We start from the raw sequence: 16,160 nt of genomic DNA on the forward strand, positions 1-16,160 counted from the left end.
CGATACCCTGCCGATTTCCGAAGTGCCACCGGCGGGTGGATGCGTGGGCGGCGGTGAGCCGGGTCGACCGACCCGAAGTCGGCCGATCGACGCGCTCTAGAATCGCGGGGTGACCAGCGCAGCCCCTGACAACACGCGTAATCGTGCCGATGCACTCCCCAAGAGCTGGACGCCCAGCGAGGTGGAGGCCGAGATGTACGAGCGCTGGGTAGCCGCTGGCTATTTCACCGCCGACCCCGGCAGCGGCAAGCCGGCCTATTCGATCGTGCTGCCCCCGCCGAACGTCACCGGCACGCTGCACATGGGCCACGCCCTCGACCACACCCTGATGGACACGCTGTCGCGCCGCAAGCGCATGCAGGGTTACGAGGTGCTCTGGCTGCCCGGCATGGACCACGCGGGCATCGCCACCCAGACCGTGGTGGAAAAGCAGCTCGCGGTGGACGGCAAGACGAAGGAAGACTTCGGCCGCGAACTGTTCGTGCAGAAGGTGTGGGACTGGAAGCGGGAATCCGGCGGCGCCATCCAGTGGCAGATGCGCGCTCTCGGCGACGGCGTGGACTGGAGCCGCGACCGCTTCACCATGGACGAGGGCCTCTCGCGCGCCGTGCAGACGATGTTCAAGCGGCTCTACGACGCGGGCCTGATCTACCGCGCCGAGCGGCTGGTGAACTGGTCGCCCGAGCTGCGCACCGCTATCTCCGACATCGAGGTCAAGTACGAGGACGTGGAAGGCGAGCTGGTCTCGCTGCGCTACGGCTCGCTCAGCGACGACGAACCGCACGTCGTCGTGGCCACCACCCGGGTGGAGACCATGCTCGGCGACACGGCGGTGGCCGTGCACCCGGATGACCCGCGCTACCGACAGCTGATCGGCACCACTCTGGAGCATCCGATCACCGGACGGCAGATCCCGATCGTCGCCGACGACTACGTCGATCCCGAGTTCGGCTCCGGCGCGGTGAAGATCACACCGGCGCACGACCCCAACGACTTCGAGCTGGGTCTGCGGCACGGGCTGCCGATGCCGACCATCATGGACGAGCGCGGCCGGATCACCGGCACCGGAACCGAATTCGACGGCATGGACCGTTTCGAGGCGCGCGTCAAGGTGCGCGAGCGGCTCGCGCGGGAGGGCAGGGTGGTCGCGGAGAAGCGGCCGTACCTGCACTCCGTCGGGCATTCCGAGCGCACCGGCGAGCCGATCGAGCCGCGCCTGTCCATGCAGTGGTGGGTGAAGGTCGAATCGCTGGCCAAGGCCGCCGGCGATGCCGTGCGCAACGGTGACACCGTGATCCACCCCAAGAGCCAGGAGCCGCGCTGGTTCGGCTGGGTCGACGACATGCACGACTGGTGCATCTCGCGCCAGCTGTGGTGGGGCCACCGCATCCCGATCTGGTACGGCCCCGAGGGCGAAGTGGTGTGCGTCGGACCCGACGAGCAGGCGCCGGAGGGCTGGGTGCAGGACCCGGACGTGCTCGACACCTGGTTCTCCTCCGGCCTGTGGCCGTTCTCCACGATGGGCTGGCCACACGCCACCGCCGAACTCGAGAAGTTCTATCCCACCAGCGTGCTGGTCACCGGCTACGACATCCTGTTCTTCTGGGTGGCGCGGATGATGATGTTCGGCACCTACGTCGCCGAGGACGCCGTGCTGACCACCGGCAAGGGCGGCCAGCGGCAGGTGCCGTTCAAGGACGTGTTCCTGCACGGCCTGATCCGCGACCAGTTCGGCAAGAAGATGTCCAAATCGCGCGGCAACGGCATCGACCCGCTGGACTGGATCAACGCCTTCGGCGCCGACGCGACGCGCTTCACCCTCGCGCGCGGCGCGCAGCCGGGCGGCGACCTCTCGGTCGGCGAGCCGCACGTGCTCGCCTCGCGCAGCTTCGTGACCAAGGTGTTCAACGCGACCAAGTTCGCGCTGATGAACGGCGCGCGGGTGGGGGAACTGCCCGACCGCGCCCAGCTCACCGACGCCGATCGCTGGATCCTGGACCGGCTGGACGCGGTGCGCGCCGAAGCCGACGCCGCGTTCGACGCCTACGAGTTCGGCAAGGCGTGCGAGGCGCTCTACCACTTCGCGTGGGACGAGCTGTGCGACTGGTACCTGGAGCTGGCCAAGGTGCAGTTCGCCGCCGACGGCGCGCGCGCGGAAGCGACCAGGCTGGTGCTCGGCGCCGTGCTCGACGCGGTGCTGCGCCTGCTGCACCCGGTCGTCCCGTTCGTCACCGAGGCGTTGTGGCAGGCGCTGACCGGCGGCGAGTCGATCGTGATCGCGCCGTGGCCGCAGGCCTCCGGCGTGCCCGCGGACCGGGAAGCGGCGCAGCGCATCTCGGACACCCAGCGGTTGATCACGGAGATCCGGCGGTTCCGCAGCGACCAGGGCCTGGCCGACAAGCAGAAGGTCGCGGCCAAGCTGATCGGGGTCGACGCGGCCGGGCTCGGCGAGCAGGCGGCGTCGGTGGCGAACCTGGCGCGGCTGACCGAGCCCGGCGCGGGCTTCGCCGCGACCGCGTCGGTGGAGGTCCGCCTGAGCACCGGGACGGTCACCGTGGAGCTGGACACCTCCGGCGCGGTCGATCTGGACGCCGAACGCCGCAGGCTGGAGAAGGACCTGGCCGCCGCGCAGAAGGAACTCGAGACCACCACCGCCAAGCTCGGCAACGAGGCGTTCCTGGCCAAGGCGCCCGAGCACGTGGTCGAGAAGATCCGCGGCAGGCAGCAGGTGGCCGCCGACGAGGTGGCCCGGATCGGGGCGCGACTGGCGGAGTTGAGCGGCAAGTGAACCACGAGCCGGAACCGCAATCTGGCGACGACGAGCGCCGTGGCGGCGGCGCGCGGCTCGGCTCCGGCCCCTCGCCGGTGGAACTGGCCGAGATGGCGCTGGTCGAGGCGGAACTCGACCGGCGCTGGCCGGAGACCAAGATCGAGCCGTCGCTCACCAGGATCGCCACGCTGATGGACCTGCTCGGCTCGCCGCAGCAGAGCTACCCGGCCATCCACATCGCGGGCACCAACGGCAAGACCTCGGTGACCAGGATGATCGACGCGCTGCTCACCGCGCTGCATCGGCGCACCGGCCGGATCACCAGTCCGCATCTGCAACTGGCCACCGAGCGGATCAGCATCGACAACGCGCCGATCAGCCCGGCGAAATACGTGGAGATCTACCGTGAGCTGCTGCCGTACGTCGAGATGATCGACAGGCAGTCGGCGGCCGCGGGCGGGCCCGCCATGAGCAAGTTCGAAGTGCTCACCGGCATGGCCTACGCTGCCTTCGCCGAGGCGCCGGTCGATGTCGCGGTCGTCGAGACGGGATTGGGCGGCACCTGGGACGCCACGAACGTCATCGACGGCCAGGTGGCGGTGATCACGCCGATCGGCTTGGACCACACCGACTACCTCGGTCCGGACCTCGCTTCGATCGCGGGGGAGAAGGCCGGGATCATCAAGCGCGCCCCGGAGAGCCTGGTGCCCCGCGACAACGTCGCGGTGATCGCGCAGCAGGAGCCGGAGGCGATGGAGGTGCTGCTGCGCCGCGCCGTCGAGGTGGACGCGGCGGTCGCCCGCGAGGGCTCGGAGTTCCGCGTGCTCGCCCGGCAGATCGCGGTGGGCGGGCAGCAACTCGAGTTGCAGGGCCTCGGCGGGGTGTACGACGAGATCTTCCTGCCGTTGCACGGCGAGCATCAAGCGCGCAACGCGGTGCTCGCGCTCGCGGCGGTGGAGGCATTCTTCGGCGCGGGCGCGCAGCGCAGGCTCGACATCGACGCCGTGCGCGCGGGTTTCGCGAGCGTCACCAGTCCGGGGCGGATGGAGCGGATGCGCAACGCGCCGACCATCTTCATCGACGCCGCGCACAACCCGGCGGGCGCGCGAGCGCTTGCCGCGACGCTGACCGACGAATTCGACTTCCGCAAGCTGGTCGGCGTGGTCGCGGTGCTCGGTGACAAGGACGCCGACGGCATCCTCACCGCGCTGGAGCCGGTGTTCGACGAGATCGTCGTCACCAGCAACGGTTCGCCCCGCGCGCTGGACGTGGACACCCTCGCCGACCTCGCGGTGCAGCGCTTCGGCGACGAGCGCGTGGTTTCCGCCGCCACGCTGCCCGACGCGCTGGAGACCGCGATCGCGATCGCCGAGGAGGTGGGCGACGCGGGCGAGATGGTGTCCGGCGCCGGGGTGATCATCACCGGGTCGGTGGTCACGGCGGGCGCGGCCCGCGCACTGTTCGGAAAGGACCCGGCGTGAGCGCCGGGTGTGCGTACGGCGGCCCGCTCGACCATGACGGGACCGAGAGCCACCGCACGAGCGCCGGTCGCCCGGTGCGTCCGGTGGATACCGAGGAGGGCACAGCATGAGCGAACCGGCCGAACGAGACGAACAGCCGGTGCCCGCGCCCGCGACCGACCCGTGGAAAGGCTTGCGCGGGGTGATGGCGGGGACGCTGGTGCTGGAGGCGATCGTGGTGCTGCTCGCGTTACCGGTGGTCGCCGACGTGGGCGGCGGGGTGACCTGGTTGTCCGGCACCTACCTCGTGGCGCTCGCGGTGGTGATGTTCCTCGGGGCCGGAGTGCAGCGGCGGCCCTGGGCGCTGCCGTTCAATCTCGCCTTGCAGGCGCTGGTGCTGCTCGGCGCGTTCATCCACGTGTCCATCGGCGTCATCGGCGTGGTGTTCGCCGTGGTCTGGGGCTTCATCCTGGTGCTGCGCGCCGACGTGCGCGGCCGGATGGAGAAGGGGCTGCTGCCGAGCCAGCGCATCCAGCGGTCCTAGCCGCGGGCGCACGGCGCGGGAGTGCCGGAAACGATCAGCCGACCGCTCGTGCGGGGGCCGGAAGGATGCCCGATAGGCTGGGCGCCGTGACTGAGCAGACGTTGGTACTCATCAAGCCGGACGGTGTGGCCCGTGGCCTTGTCGGCGAGGTGCTGGCACGGATCGAGCGCAAGGGCCTGAAGATCGCCGCCCTGGAGCTGAAGCACGTATCGGAGGAACTGGCCAAGGGCCACTACGCCGAGCACGCCGAGAAGCCGTTCTTCGGGTCGCTGATCGAGTTCATCACCTCGGGCCCGGTCGTCGCGGCCATCCTGGAGGGCCCGCGCGCCATCGCCGCGTTCCGCCAGATCGCGGGCGGCACCGATCCGGTCGAGAAGGCCGTGCCGGGCAGCATTCGCGGGGACTTCGCTCTGGAGACCCAGGAGAACCTGGTCCACGGGTCCGATTCGCCCGAATCGGCCAAGCGGGAGATCGCCCTCTGGTTCCCCGAACTGCCCGCCTGACCGGGTCTCGATCGCCGGGCCCGCGCCGCCGCGACACCTGCGTTCGCGTCGCGGGCCGGGCCGAGTCGAGCGCCGATGGCGAACGCCCGGCGCGCGGTATGGGATACTGGCATCGGCTGCTTTCGACGCCGACTGTTCGTGCAGGTGCGCGAACGAAACGTGACGAGGGCAGCCGGATGACACCACGGTTCGATGCCGATCATCGCTGCCATGGACAAACGGCCTGGTCAACGGGCTCGCTGTTCGTGTAGGCACGCTGGATGAGCGCTCGCGCCGCGGAGTTCAGCCATACAGCCAGGCGCCGCGTGACCAGTTAGCCCGACCGACGCACAACCGAGGAGATAACCGGGCACGCGGGGCGAGACCACTGATCTCGCGCCCACCGGGTGTGAGTCGAACGGACAGCGCCCCCGCGTCGGCCGCGTCACTCCCGCCGGGAGGGACGCGCCCGGGGGCCCGAGGAGACTTCGTGGCCGATCAAGAGCCGCTGGAAACAACATCACAGGATGCCGAACAATTGCCGGAGCGAATCCGAGTTCACGCACTCGCCAAGCTGCTGGGGGTAACGAGCAAGCGCATCCTGGCCAAGCTGACCGAGATGGGGGCGGACGCGCGCAGCGCCCAGTCGAACGTCGACCGGGCCGTCGCGGAGTCGGTGCGCGACGCCTTGGTGACGGTCGAGGCCGACGCCGCGACCGAGCAGCCCGCCGCAGGGCCGCAAGACGCCGCCGCGCCCGCGCAACCCCAGGAGGACGCGCCCACGCGGACGGCGCCCGCCGCCGAACAACCGGCGCCTCGGGCCGAAGAGCCCGAACCGGGCCGTGACGGTCCCTTCTCCGGTGCGGGCGTCATCTTCTCCGCACCGGACACGCCGTCCACCACGCAGCCGCCGCTCGGCGCCACCCCCAGCCACACGCAGCTGTTCACGCACTCGGTGCGGCCGGAACCGGAGCCGGCGGCCCCCGCGGTGTTCGAGTCCGCCGCCGTCGTGCAGGCGCCGCTGTTCCTGTCACCGGATGCCGCGGCCGCCGAGCAGGCGCGCAAGCAGCGCCGCGCCGAGCGGGAGGCGCGCCGCACCGAGGAGCAGGCGCCCGAGCCCGTCGAGGACGAGACCGAGGTCGCCGAGGACGAACGCGAGTCGGCCGATCAGCAGGATGATGCCGAGGGCCAGCCGAGGCGCAGGCGCCGCGGCCGCCGGGGGCGTGGCCGCGGCCGGGGCGAGCAGCAGTCCGAGACCGACGGCGATGGCGAGGACACCGAGTCCGAGACCGACGAGGAGTCGGCTCCCGCGCCCGCGGAGCAGGCCGAGTCCGCGGCGGCGGAGTCCACGGAGGCCGCCGAGGGCGATGGCGAGGACGAGGACGGCGTGCCGGAAGGTTCCAGCCGTCGTCGCCGTCGCCGTCGTCGCCGCAAGGTGGCCGGTGAATCGGGCGAGAACGAGTCCGCCGACGACGACCCGCCGAACACGGTCGTGCACGAGCGCGAGCCGCGCAACAAGAGCCGCAGCCGGGCCGCGGTCGACGAGGTCCAGGGCATCACCGGCTCCACCCGGCTGGAGGCGAAGCGGCAGCGCAGACGTGACGGACGCGAGGCGGGCCGTCGCCGTCCGCCGATCCTGACCGAGTCGGAGTTCCTGGCCCGGCGCGAAGCGGTGGATCGCGTGATGGTGGTACGCGAGAAGTCCTTCCCGGACCACCCCACCGCGACGCAGGTGGCCGTGCTCGAGGACAACGTCCTGGTCGAGCATTTCGTGACGAGCACCGGCTCCGCGTCCATGGTGGGCAACGTCTACCTGGGCAAGGTGCAGAACGTGCTGCCCAGCATGGAGGCCGCGTTCGTCGACATCGGCCGCGGCCGCAACGGCGTGCTGTACGCGGGCGAGGTCAACTGGGAGGCCGCCGGGCTCGGCGGCAAGGAGCGCAAGATCGAGCAGGCGCTCAAGCCGGGCGACCAAGTGCTGGTCCAGGTGAGCAAGGACCCGGTCGGCCACAAAGGCGCCCGGCTGACCACGCAGATCAGCCTGGCCGGACGTTTCCTGGTGTACGTGCCCGGCGGCACCTCCACCGGGATCAGCCGCAAGCTGCCGGACACCGAGCGCAAGCGCCTCAAGGAGATCCTGCGCGACATCGTGCCCGCCGACGCGGGCGTGATCATCCGCACCGCCTCCGAAGGCGTCAGCGAGACCGAACTGGCCCGCGACGTGGAGCGGCTGCAGGCGACCTGGCGCAAAATCCAGGAGCAGACCGGCAAGGACAACAACGCGCCCAAGACGCTCTACGAAGAGCCCGATCTGCTGGTCAAGGTCATCCGCGACCTGTTCAACGAGGACTTCTCCAAGCTGGTCATCGAGGGAGACCGGGCCTGGAGCACGGTGGAGAAGTACATCGGCACCGTGGCGCCGGACCTGCTGGCCAGGGTCTCGCGGCACGAGAACAACGGCGTCGACGTGTTCGAGACCTATCGGATCGACGAGCAGCTGGCCAAGGCGCTCGATCGCAAGGTGTGGCTGCCTTCCGGCGGCACCCTGGTGATCGACCGCACCGAGGCCATGACGGTGATCGACGTGAACACCGGCAAGTTCACCGGCGCGGGCGGCAGCAATCTGGAGGAGACGGTCACCAGGAACAACCTGGAGGCGGCCGAGGAGATCGTGCGCCAGATGCGGCTGCGCGACATCGGCGGCATGATCGTCGTCGACTTCATCGACATGGTGCTCGAGTCCAACCGCGACCTGGTGCTGCGCCGCCTGACCGAGGCGCTCGGCCGGGACCGCACCCGCCACCAGGTCTCCGAGGTCACCTCGCTCGGCCTGGTCCAGATGACCCGCAAGAAGCTGGGCACCGGCCTGGTCGAGGCGTTCTCCACCACCTGCGAGCACTGCCACGGACGCGGCATCCTCGTGCACAGCTACCCGGTGGAGACCGGTTCCGGCGAAGAGCCCGCAGGGCGCACCCGCGAGAGCGGTTCGCGCAGGCGTCGTGGCCGGGACAAGGGTGCGGCCGCGGCGCCGCAGCCCGCCAACGGGTCCGGTCCCGCCGCCGAGCACACCGAGGACGACGCGGCCGTCAAGCGGGCGCACCCGGTGGCGCTGGCGATGGCGGCGCACCAGCCCGACGACATCGAGCAGGCGCCGGGGACGGCCGGCGATACCTTCGCCGAGCCGCAGGTCGCGGGGGCGGGCGAGGCCGCCGTCGCCGACGCGGCCACCGAGGAGCGAGTCGTCACGGAGACCGTGGAGGCCGCGGTGGCGGTGCCCGCCGAGGAACCGGAGACCGAGCCCGCCGAAGTGGTCGAGGTCGTCGAGGAAGTCGAGAAGACCGAGGCGGTGCCGGCGGAAGAGCCCGTCTCCGCGGGCGAGGCCGACGCGGAACCCGCCGGTGCGGTTGTCCCGGCCGCCGAGCCCGTAGCGGTGTCCGCTGCGGTCGCCGAACCCGAGCCGGTCGCCGAAACCGCGGCGGCCGCCGAGCCCGTCGCGACGACCGAGAACGGTGCCACCGCCAACGGTGCCGCCGAGCCGAGCCGTCCGGCTCGTCGCCGGAGGGTTGCCCGTTCGGCCGCCGCGCCCGCCGCGGACAGCTCCGGCGCGGTGTTCGTGCTGCCCACCGGAGAGCAGGCGCCCGCGCCGGCGATCGACTACTCCCAGCCGGAGCCGGTCGAATTGCCGCAGCGCAGCAGGCCGCGCAGGCGGTCGGTCGGTCGCCCGGCAGGCGCGCCGGACGCCTCGAACTGAGGTCTGGCCGCCGTCCCGTGGCCCTCGCCGGTCCTTCCGGCGGGGGCCACGGGCGTCCGTGCAGCGAATCCGCGGCACGACCGCGGTGCTCGGGCGGACGCCGGTTTGGTCGTCACGGTGGCCGTCCTGTAATCTTGGACAGTCGCTGCCCGGTGACAACATGTTTTGTCTTCGTGGCCCGGTTCTCGACAGTGCGATACCGAGAGCCACCAGATGCCGAGGCGGTGGCGATTACCAGACCAGTCGTGTGGCGGTTTCCGGTGGCATCAGACCGGAGGAGTCGCCGCGTGAGCAAGTGCCGAGCACTATAGGAAGAAGGGCAGCCGACCGATGGCAACGTACGCGATCGTCAAGACCGGCGGAAAGCAGTACAAGGTCGCGGTCGGTGACCTGGTGAAGGTCGAGAAGATCGAGGGTGCGCCGGGTACCGCCGTGGCGCTGGATCCGGTTCTCGTCGTCGATGGCGCCGAGCTGACCACCGATGCCGACAAGCTGGCCAAGGTCTCCGTGGCCGCCGAGGTGGTCGAGCAGACCAAGGGCCCGAAGATCCGCATCCACAAGTTCAAGAACAAGACCGGCTACCACAAGCGCCAGGGTCACCGTCAGCCGCTGACGGTCCTGAAGGTCACCGGCATCAAGTAAGACATCCCGAGGAGAACCAGCCATGGCACACAAGAAGGGTGCGTCCAGTTCCCGGAACGGACGCGATTCCAACGCCCAGCGACTCGGCGTCAAGCGCTTCGGCGGCCAGACGGTCAAGGCGGGCGAGATCCTGGTGCGTCAGCGCGGCACCCACTTCCACCCCGGCGTGAACGTCGGCCGTGGCGGTGACGACACCCTGTTCGCCCTGGCGGCGGGCGCGGTGGAGTTCGGCACCAAGCGCGGACGCAAGACCGTCAACATCGTCACCCCGGAGCCGGTTCAGGCCTGACCGCCGAACCACATCCGGATAGACAGCGAGCGGGTCAGGGTCTCGGAACCCTGGCCCGTTTTTCGTGTTCGCGAACGACCGCTCTCAGTACGACCAGTCCCGAAGGAGGATGATTCGGCGTATGTCCAAGTTCATCGACCGTGTCGTGCTACATGTGCGTGCGGGCAAAGGCGGCCACGGCTGCGCTTCGGTGCACCGCGAGAAGTTCAAGCCGCTCGGCGGCCCGGACGGCGGCAACGGCGGCAACGGTGGAGACGTCATCCTCGAGGTCGACTCCAACGTGCACACGCTGCTGGACTTCCACTTCCACCCCCATGCGAAGGCCGGCAACGGCAAGCCGGGTGAAGGCGGCAACCGCGACGGCAAACAGGGCGCCGACCTGGTGCTGAAGGTGCCCGACGGCACCGTGGTGCTCGACGACGACGGCAAAGTGCTCGTCGACCTGGTCGGCACCGGCAACCGCTTCATCGTCGCCCGCGGCGGCCGCGGCGGGCTCGGCAACGCCGCGCTGGCCTCGAAGGCCCGCAAGGCGCCGGGCTTCGCGCTGCTCGGCGAGGACGGCGAAGAACTCGACTTGGTGCTCGAACTGAAATCGGTCGCCGACGTCGGGCTCGTCGGCTTCCCTTCGGCGGGCAAGTCCTCGCTGGTCTCGGTGCTCTCGGCGGCCAAGCCGAAGATCGCGGACTACCCGTTCACCACGCTGGTGCCCAATCTCGGCGTCGTCGCCAGCGGTGAGACCACCTTCACGATCGCCGATGTGCCGGGACTGATCCCGGGCGCCAGCGAGGGCCGCGGCCTCGGGCTGGACTTCCTGCGGCACTTGGAGCGCTGCGCGGTGCTCGCCCATGTGGTGGACTGCGCGACGCTGGAGCCGGGCCGCGATCCCGTGTCCGACGTCGACGCGCTCGAGGCCGAACTCGCCGCCTACCAGCCCGCGCTCAGCGCGGACGCCGGGCTCGGCGACCTGGCCGACCGCCCCCGCGTGGTGATCTTGAACAAGATCGATGTGCCCGACGCGGCCGAACTGGCCGAGATGGTGACCCCGGAGTTCACCGCACGCGGTTGGCCGGTGTTCGAGATCTCCGCCGTGAGCCGGGCGGGCTTGCGCCCGTTGACCTTCGCTCTCGCGGACCTGGTGCGCCGCTACCGTGAAGAGCATCCGAAGGCCGCGCCGAAGCGCCCGGTCATTCGCCCGATCGCGGTGGACGACACCGGATTCAGCGTGATCGCCGACCCGGAGGAGCCGGGCGGCTTCATCGTGCGCGGCACCCGGCCGGAGCGGTGGGTGCGGCAGACCCAGTTCGACAACGACGAGGCCGTGGGTTACCTGGCCGACCGTCTCGCGCGCTTGGGCGTGGAAGACGAGCTGGTGCGGCAGGGCGCGGAGCCGGGAGCGCCGGTGACCATCGGCGACGTGACGTTCGACTGGGAGCCGCAGATCTCGGCGGGCATCGACATGGTGCCCACCGGGCGCGGCACCGACATCCGGCTCGAGCAGACCGACCGGGTCAGCGCGGCCGAGCGCAAGCACGCGTCCCGGGTGCGCCGCGGCCTGGTACGCGAAGACGAGGAGTAGGACGTGGACCACGGTCGAGCCGCCGTGCGCCCCCGGTGGGCGCCGGACTCGATCGTGCGCGGTCCGGTCCAGGTCGGGACAACCGCCCCGGCCGACGTGGATTCGATGGTGGTGCAGGGAGTTCGGTGGCGATGCAGGTGAGGTCTATCAGCGCCGAGGCGGATTCCTCGGGCCTGAGCGAGGCGCGGCAGGCGATCGCGGCGGCGCGACGGGTCGTGGTGAAGATCGGCTCGTCCGCGCTGACCAGCCTGAAGGGCGGACTGGACACCGCGCGGCTGGATCGGCTGGCCGACGCGGTGGAGGCGCGGATGCGCGCCGGATCCGATGTGGTGGTGGTCTCCTCGGGCGCCATCGGCGCAGGCATCGCGCCGCTGGGCTTGACCAGCCGTCCGCGTGACCTGGCGACCAAGCAGGCGGCGGCGAGCGTCGGGCAGCTGGCCCTCGCGCACGCCTGGGGCACGTCGTTCGCCCGCTACGACCGCACGGTGGGGCAGGTGCTGCTGAGCGCCGACGACTTCGCCCGGCGCGAGCACCACCGCAACGCGCAGCGCACCCTCGATCGCCTGCGCTCGCTCGGCGCGATCGCGGTGGTGAACGAGAACGACACGGTCGCGACGGAGGAGATTCGCTTCGGCGACAACGACCGGCTCGCCGCGCTGGTCGCCCACCTCATCGGCGCCGACGCGCTGGTGCTGCTGTCGGATGTGGATGGCCTCTACGACGGCGACCCCCGCAAGGGCGCGGCCACGCTGATCCCCGAGGTGCGCAGCAGCGCCGATCTGGACGGCGTCATCGCGGGCAGCGGTGGCGCGCTCGGCACCGGCGGCATGGCGTCCAAGCTGTCGGCGGCGCGCCTGGCCGCGGACGCGGGCGTGCCGGTCCTGCTCGCCGCCGCGTCGTCGGCCGCCACCGCGCTGAGCACCGGCACCGTCGGGACCGCGTTCGCCGCCCGCCCGGTACGGTTGTCCGCCCGGAAATTCTGGGTCCGGCACGCCGCCGACAGCCGTGGCACGCTGCTCATCGATGACGGCGCGGTCCAGGCGGTGGCGCACCGGCGCCGGTCGCTGCTCGCGGCCGGGATCGTCGGCGTCCGCGGCCGCTTCTACGGCGGTGACGTGGTGGACCTGGTTGCCCCGGACGGCCGCGTCGTCGCCAGGGGCGTCGTCGAGTACGACAGCACCGAACTGGCGGGCATGCTCGGCCGCTCCACCGCCGAACTCCCCGACACGATGCAACGTCCCGTCATCCACGCCGACGACCTCGTGAAGGTCTGAGCACGCGCCGTTCGAGTCGGCGCCCGATGCGCTACGTCCCGGAGCTCCGATCACCGCGAGGCATGGCTGCTGAAGCCCTCCGTATCTCGGGGGGCAGTCGCACCGACCGCTGCCAGCCGAACGCAGTACGACGTGGTCGGGCATCACGGCCGGCATGCACGATTGGCCCGCACCCGACTCCGGAGAGGTCCCGACCCCGGAATTGGTCGCAGCGTGGGTAGCGCTCGACACCTTCCCGTCCGAACGAATCCCACTCTGGGCAGCGCAGTGGCTGATTCAGGGGTACGACGGTGAAACGCTCAGAGAATTGGCTGGGTTGAGTGGCAGGGATCCTCATGAGGTCCACGACATACTGCCCGCGGCGCTGGCCGACTGCGGCGCAGCCATCCCGGACTCGGACGCAGCCGCGGCCCAGGTGGCGTTCACCAAACTCGCACGCATGCACGCCGACAACCGAGCCACCGAGAGATGGGTCCTGGGCAAGGTTTACGAGATCGTCGCCCGGTCCGGCTATGCCGACAGCGTCCTCGCACTTCCACTCGGCCGGATATTCGATCTCGAAGACGAGTGGGGAGCGGGCTGGGGTCGATCGGAACAGCAACTCGCTTACGAGATACAGAACGCATGCAGAACCCAACTCGCCACGAGTCGCCCAGCACACGACCACTAGGCCGTTCGACCCCTCACGGTGTCCGGCGCAACATGATCAGGCGTATGCAGCCGAGAGGTGCGGCGCTGTCGTGGCGATCGGAGTGGTCCGACCGCCACGAGTGCTGCTGACGGGTCCGAGGTCGCCAGGACGCGCCTCGCGTTGCGGCGGAAGATCCGGTGCGGGGCGTCAGGATGGGACGACGCCGGGTTGGTTGGTGGTCGGGATCTGCTGTTGGCTGCCGTCCACCGGTCCGGTGACTCCGGGTTGGCCGTTCGGGTCGGGCATCGGCACGGAGGGTGCGGGAGGCGGCGCGGGCTGCGGGCTCGGCGGCGGTGCCTGAGGCGGTTGGGGGGCCTGGGGCGCTGGCGGCGCGGATGAGCTCGGTGGTTCGGGGGCCGGCGGTGGGCTCGGTGGCGCAGGTGGCGCGGATGAGCTCGGTGGTTCGGGGGCCGGCGGTGGGCTCGGTGGCGCAGGTGGCGCGGATGAGCTCGGTGGTTCCGGGGCCGGAGGCGGGGGTGGTGGCGCGGACGAGCTCGGCGGCTGCGTCGGTTCCGGGGTCGCAGGCGCTGCCGGGGCGGATGAACTGGGTGGTTGCGTCGGCTCGGTGGTCGGCGGCGGGGGAGGGGCCGACGAACTCGGCGGTTGCGTGGGCGCCGGGGACTGTGGCGCCGGAGTGGGGCTCGGCGGCGCGGTTGTGGACGGCGCCTGCTGTGTCGACTCCGGTGACGGAGTGGGCTGTTCGGTGGACGGCGCTTGCTGCGTCGGAGCCTGCTGGGCAGGCGGTGCGGAAGGAGTCTGCTGCGATTCCGGCTTCGGCTGTGTGGGTGGCGACGAATTGTGTGATGGCCCCGGCGTTTCCGGACCGGAAGGCTCGGGCTGCGTTGCGCGCGGCGACCATTCGTCGTTCGGTGATGTCTGCTCGGGCGCCGAGTATCGCGGCGTGCCGGGCGAGGCGGACTGCGGCGCCGTGGCCGCGGGCGGTGCGGGCAGCGCGGGCACGGCGGATCCCGCCGCGGAATAGGCTGGTTTGTAGACCATGTTCATCGTGAGCACGGCCTCTTGGCGCAGCGCCTCCTGCGCCATCTGCGCGTCGATGACGTGCGCCGCCTCCAGCAGTTGCGCTATCGCGCCGACCGGTCCGGAAGCGCCCGGCGGAACCACCGCGAGTTTCACCGCCTCGGCGGCCGCGGCGACCCCGCCGAGCCGTGCGCCTACTTGACCGAGCACCGCGGCCAGCTCGTCGGCCGACGCCGCGAAACTGCGAGCGCAGGCCTGGGCGGCGTCGGCGGCGGCGCCCCGCCACTCGGCCGTGTTCATCACGCGGTCGACGCCGCCGTGGGTGAGCGGGAACGACGTGGCGAGCGCGCCGGCCGCGTCGAGCCAGATCGTCGAGGCGCGCAGCACCTGCGCGGCGTCGATCTGCTGCGCCTTCGCGTAGATCTCCTCGTGCCGCAGCGACTCGAAATGTTCCATCGAGTTGATGTAGGTGGGATCGGAACCGGTCATCGGGGCAACCTCGTCCGGACCGCGCGCAGAGCGGCGGCACTGGCCGCGTCGGCCTCTTCGAACAGTCCTCCGCTGATCAGGAACGCTTCCTTCATGCGGTAGGCCGCCTCGATGTAGTGATCGAGCAGCGCCGCCGCGTCCCGCGCTTTATGGCTGAAACCCGCCTGCAACTGCTGGGCGGAGACGAACCCGCCGAAACCGCCGAGTTCCGCGGCGGATTCGAGGCTCTGCTGTAGGTGGATCAGCCGATCGGCCTGCCGTTCGTACATCTCGGCGCACTGCCGAGCCGCCGCCGGATCGAACTGGACGGTCCCGGCCTGCGCGGCCTCCTTGAATCGGGCGATATCGGCTCGGCTGTTCTCGATCGTCATCGCTCACCCCTGAGATCGGTCGGTCCGCCCCAGACTAACCGGAAGCCCTGTGCGGGGTCAGCAATAGGCACCGGCCGCGGTCACGAAAGTGAGCTATATCGGTATGCGCTTTTGCAATTGGGTGGCGATCTGCTCGGCCGACGCGGGCGCGATGCGCACTTCGTCGCCCGCCTTGATCAGGTATCTTCCGTCGTCACGCACATCGATCCAGGTGTAGTGGATCGGTGGGGGCGGGGTCGGGCGATCCAGCCGCGGTTCGATCCTGATGTGGCCCTCGGCGGTATGCGGCTCCAGCAGCAACTTGCGGATCCGTGGCGCCGCCTGCTGTCGTGCGGGCACGGTCTCCTGATCGCGCACCGCGGCTCCGGACGCGACACGAGCGGGTTCGCGGCCCGCGGGGGTCTTCGGCAGCAGCGCCGCGATCCGCCGGCCCAGTTTGGCGCTGTGTCCGATCGAAATACGCACGCGTCCACCGAAATCGGGGCTCGTTCCGGGTTCCTGCACCGCGAGCACGGCGCGGTCGTAGATGGCGGCGGCCAGCAGCCGCAGTTCGCCCCCCGGCTGGTGGGTGCCGCCGATCGCCACGATCCTGGTGTGCGGCCTGGCCAGAATGCGCAGGCAGGCCGACAAGTCGGGATCGGAGCCGAGCGGCAGCCGCTCGGCCAGAGTGATGCGCAGCTTCTCGGCGTCGTCCTCGGTTCTGGGCGTTTCCAGGATGCGCAGCGGGAAGGGGTGGCGGTCCAAGTCGGTCTCGCGCCATATGTGGGCGAACTCGTCCGGAGTGAAGGTCCATTCCACGGCCGAATCACATCCTCACCGAACCCGCCAATGCTGCTCGTAGCC

12 protein-coding genes are annotated in these 16,160 nt (G+C 70.7%); 9 read left to right on the forward strand and 3 right to left on the reverse strand.

Annotation, left to right across the window (positions count from 1 at the left end; translation table 11 throughout):
* Positions 1-109: 109 nt before the first annotated feature.
* The 9 genes from ACH49X_RS14560 (at position 110) to proB (ending at position 12,788) form a co-directional block, all read left to right on the forward strand.
* Positions 110-2,788 (forward strand): valine--tRNA ligase, encoded by a 2,679-nt coding sequence (locus ACH49X_RS14560; RefSeq protein ID WP_195077547.1) that lies wholly within the window; start codon positions 110-112, stop codon positions 2,786-2,788.
* Between the two features lie 92 nt (positions 2,789-2,880).
* Positions 2,881-4,251, forward strand: a complete 1,371-nt coding sequence (locus tag ACH49X_RS14565) for a folylpolyglutamate synthase/dihydrofolate synthase family protein (protein WP_357104724.1) — start codon at positions 2,881-2,883, stop codon at positions 4,249-4,251.
* Between the two features lie 106 nt (positions 4,252-4,357).
* Complete coding sequence (locus tag ACH49X_RS14570; RefSeq protein ID WP_195077548.1) at positions 4,358-4,774, forward strand: DUF4233 domain-containing protein; 417 nt, start codon at positions 4,358-4,360, stop codon at positions 4,772-4,774.
* An 86-nt stretch (positions 4,775-4,860) separates the two neighbouring features.
* Entirely contained in the window at positions 4,861-5,277 is a 417-nt protein-coding gene (gene ndk, locus ACH49X_RS14575) for a nucleoside-diphosphate kinase (RefSeq protein WP_039796656.1), read from the forward strand.
* Positions 5,278-5,746: 469 nt separating this feature from the next.
* Positions 5,747-9,007 carry a translation initiation factor IF-2 N-terminal domain-containing protein gene (locus tag ACH49X_RS14580; protein WP_357104505.1) on the forward strand — a complete coding sequence of 1,087 codons (3,261 nt, stop codon included), beginning with the start codon at positions 5,747-5,749 and terminating at the stop codon, positions 9,005-9,007.
* 330 nt (positions 9,008-9,337) lie between these two features.
* Complete coding sequence (gene rplU / locus ACH49X_RS14585; protein WP_039796660.1) at positions 9,338-9,649, forward strand: 50S ribosomal protein L21; 312 nt, start codon at positions 9,338-9,340, stop codon at positions 9,647-9,649.
* Positions 9,650-9,671: 22 nt separating this feature from the next.
* Positions 9,672-9,938, forward strand: a complete 267-nt coding sequence (gene rpmA, locus ACH49X_RS14590) for a 50S ribosomal protein L27 (protein ID WP_195077549.1) — start codon at positions 9,672-9,674, stop codon at positions 9,936-9,938.
* A 121-nt stretch (positions 9,939-10,059) separates the two neighbouring features.
* Positions 10,060-11,514, forward strand: coding sequence for a GTPase ObgE (gene obgE, locus ACH49X_RS14595; protein WP_195077550.1), 1,455 nt, complete (start codon positions 10,060-10,062; stop codon positions 11,512-11,514).
* Between the two features lie 131 nt (positions 11,515-11,645).
* Complete coding sequence (proB, locus tag ACH49X_RS14600) at positions 11,646-12,788, forward strand: glutamate 5-kinase (protein ID WP_397069921.1); 1,143 nt, start codon at positions 11,646-11,648, stop codon at positions 12,786-12,788.
* A gap of 838 nt (positions 12,789-13,626) precedes the next feature.
* Here the strand turns inward: proB and ACH49X_RS14605 are convergent.
* The 3 genes from ACH49X_RS14605 to ACH49X_RS14615 form a co-directional block, all read right to left on the reverse strand.
* Complete coding sequence (locus ACH49X_RS14605) at positions 13,627-14,946, reverse strand: hypothetical protein (RefSeq protein ID WP_357205112.1); 1,320 nt, start codon at positions 14,944-14,946, stop codon at positions 13,627-13,629.
* The gene (locus ACH49X_RS14610; RefSeq protein ID WP_195077552.1) at positions 14,943-15,317 is read right to left on the reverse strand and encodes a hypothetical protein; all 375 of its coding nucleotides are present in this window, start codon (positions 15,315-15,317) and stop codon (positions 14,943-14,945) included. The genes ACH49X_RS14605 and ACH49X_RS14610 overlap by 4 nt, the downstream gene beginning before the upstream one ends.
* A gap of 93 nt (positions 15,318-15,410) precedes the next feature.
* Positions 15,411-16,115: an ESX secretion-associated protein EspG gene (locus ACH49X_RS14615; protein WP_357104513.1), complete on the reverse strand. Its 705-nt coding sequence runs from the start codon at positions 16,113-16,115 to the stop codon at positions 15,411-15,413.
* Between the last annotated feature and the right edge of the window lie 45 nt (positions 16,116-16,160).

The sequence above is a fragment of the Nocardia sp. NPDC019323 genome, from assembly GCF_044389845.1.
Classification (GTDB): domain Bacteria; phylum Actinomycetota; class Actinomycetes; order Mycobacteriales; family Mycobacteriaceae; genus Nocardia; species Nocardia implantans.

Excerpts from the sequence above, each read along its gene's own strand:
- ACH49X_RS14565 (WP_357104724.1), top strand. The coding sequence starts at position 2,881 with ATGGCGCTGGTCGAGGCGGAACTCGACCGGCGCTGGCCGGAGACCAAG.
- ACH49X_RS14570 (WP_195077548.1), top strand. The coding sequence starts at position 4,358 with ATGAGCGAACCGGCCGAACGAGACGAACAGCCGGTGCCCGCGCCCGCG.
- rplU (WP_039796660.1), top strand. The coding sequence starts at position 9,338 with ATGGCAACGTACGCGATCGTCAAGACCGGCGGAAAGCAGTACAAGGTC.
- rpmA (WP_195077549.1), top strand. The coding sequence starts at position 9,672 with ATGGCACACAAGAAGGGTGCGTCCAGTTCCCGGAACGGACGCGATTCC.
- obgE (WP_195077550.1), top strand. The coding sequence starts at position 10,060 with ATGTCCAAGTTCATCGACCGTGTCGTGCTACATGTGCGTGCGGGCAAA.
- proB (WP_397069921.1), top strand. The coding sequence starts at position 11,646 with ATGCAGGTGAGGTCTATCAGCGCCGAGGCGGATTCCTCGGGCCTGAGC.
- ACH49X_RS14605 (WP_357205112.1), bottom strand. The coding sequence starts at position 14,946 with ATGACCGGTTCCGATCCCACCTACATCAACTCGATGGAACATTTCGAG.
- ACH49X_RS14610 (WP_195077552.1), bottom strand. The coding sequence starts at position 15,317 with ATGACGATCGAGAACAGCCGAGCCGATATCGCCCGATTCAAGGAGGCC.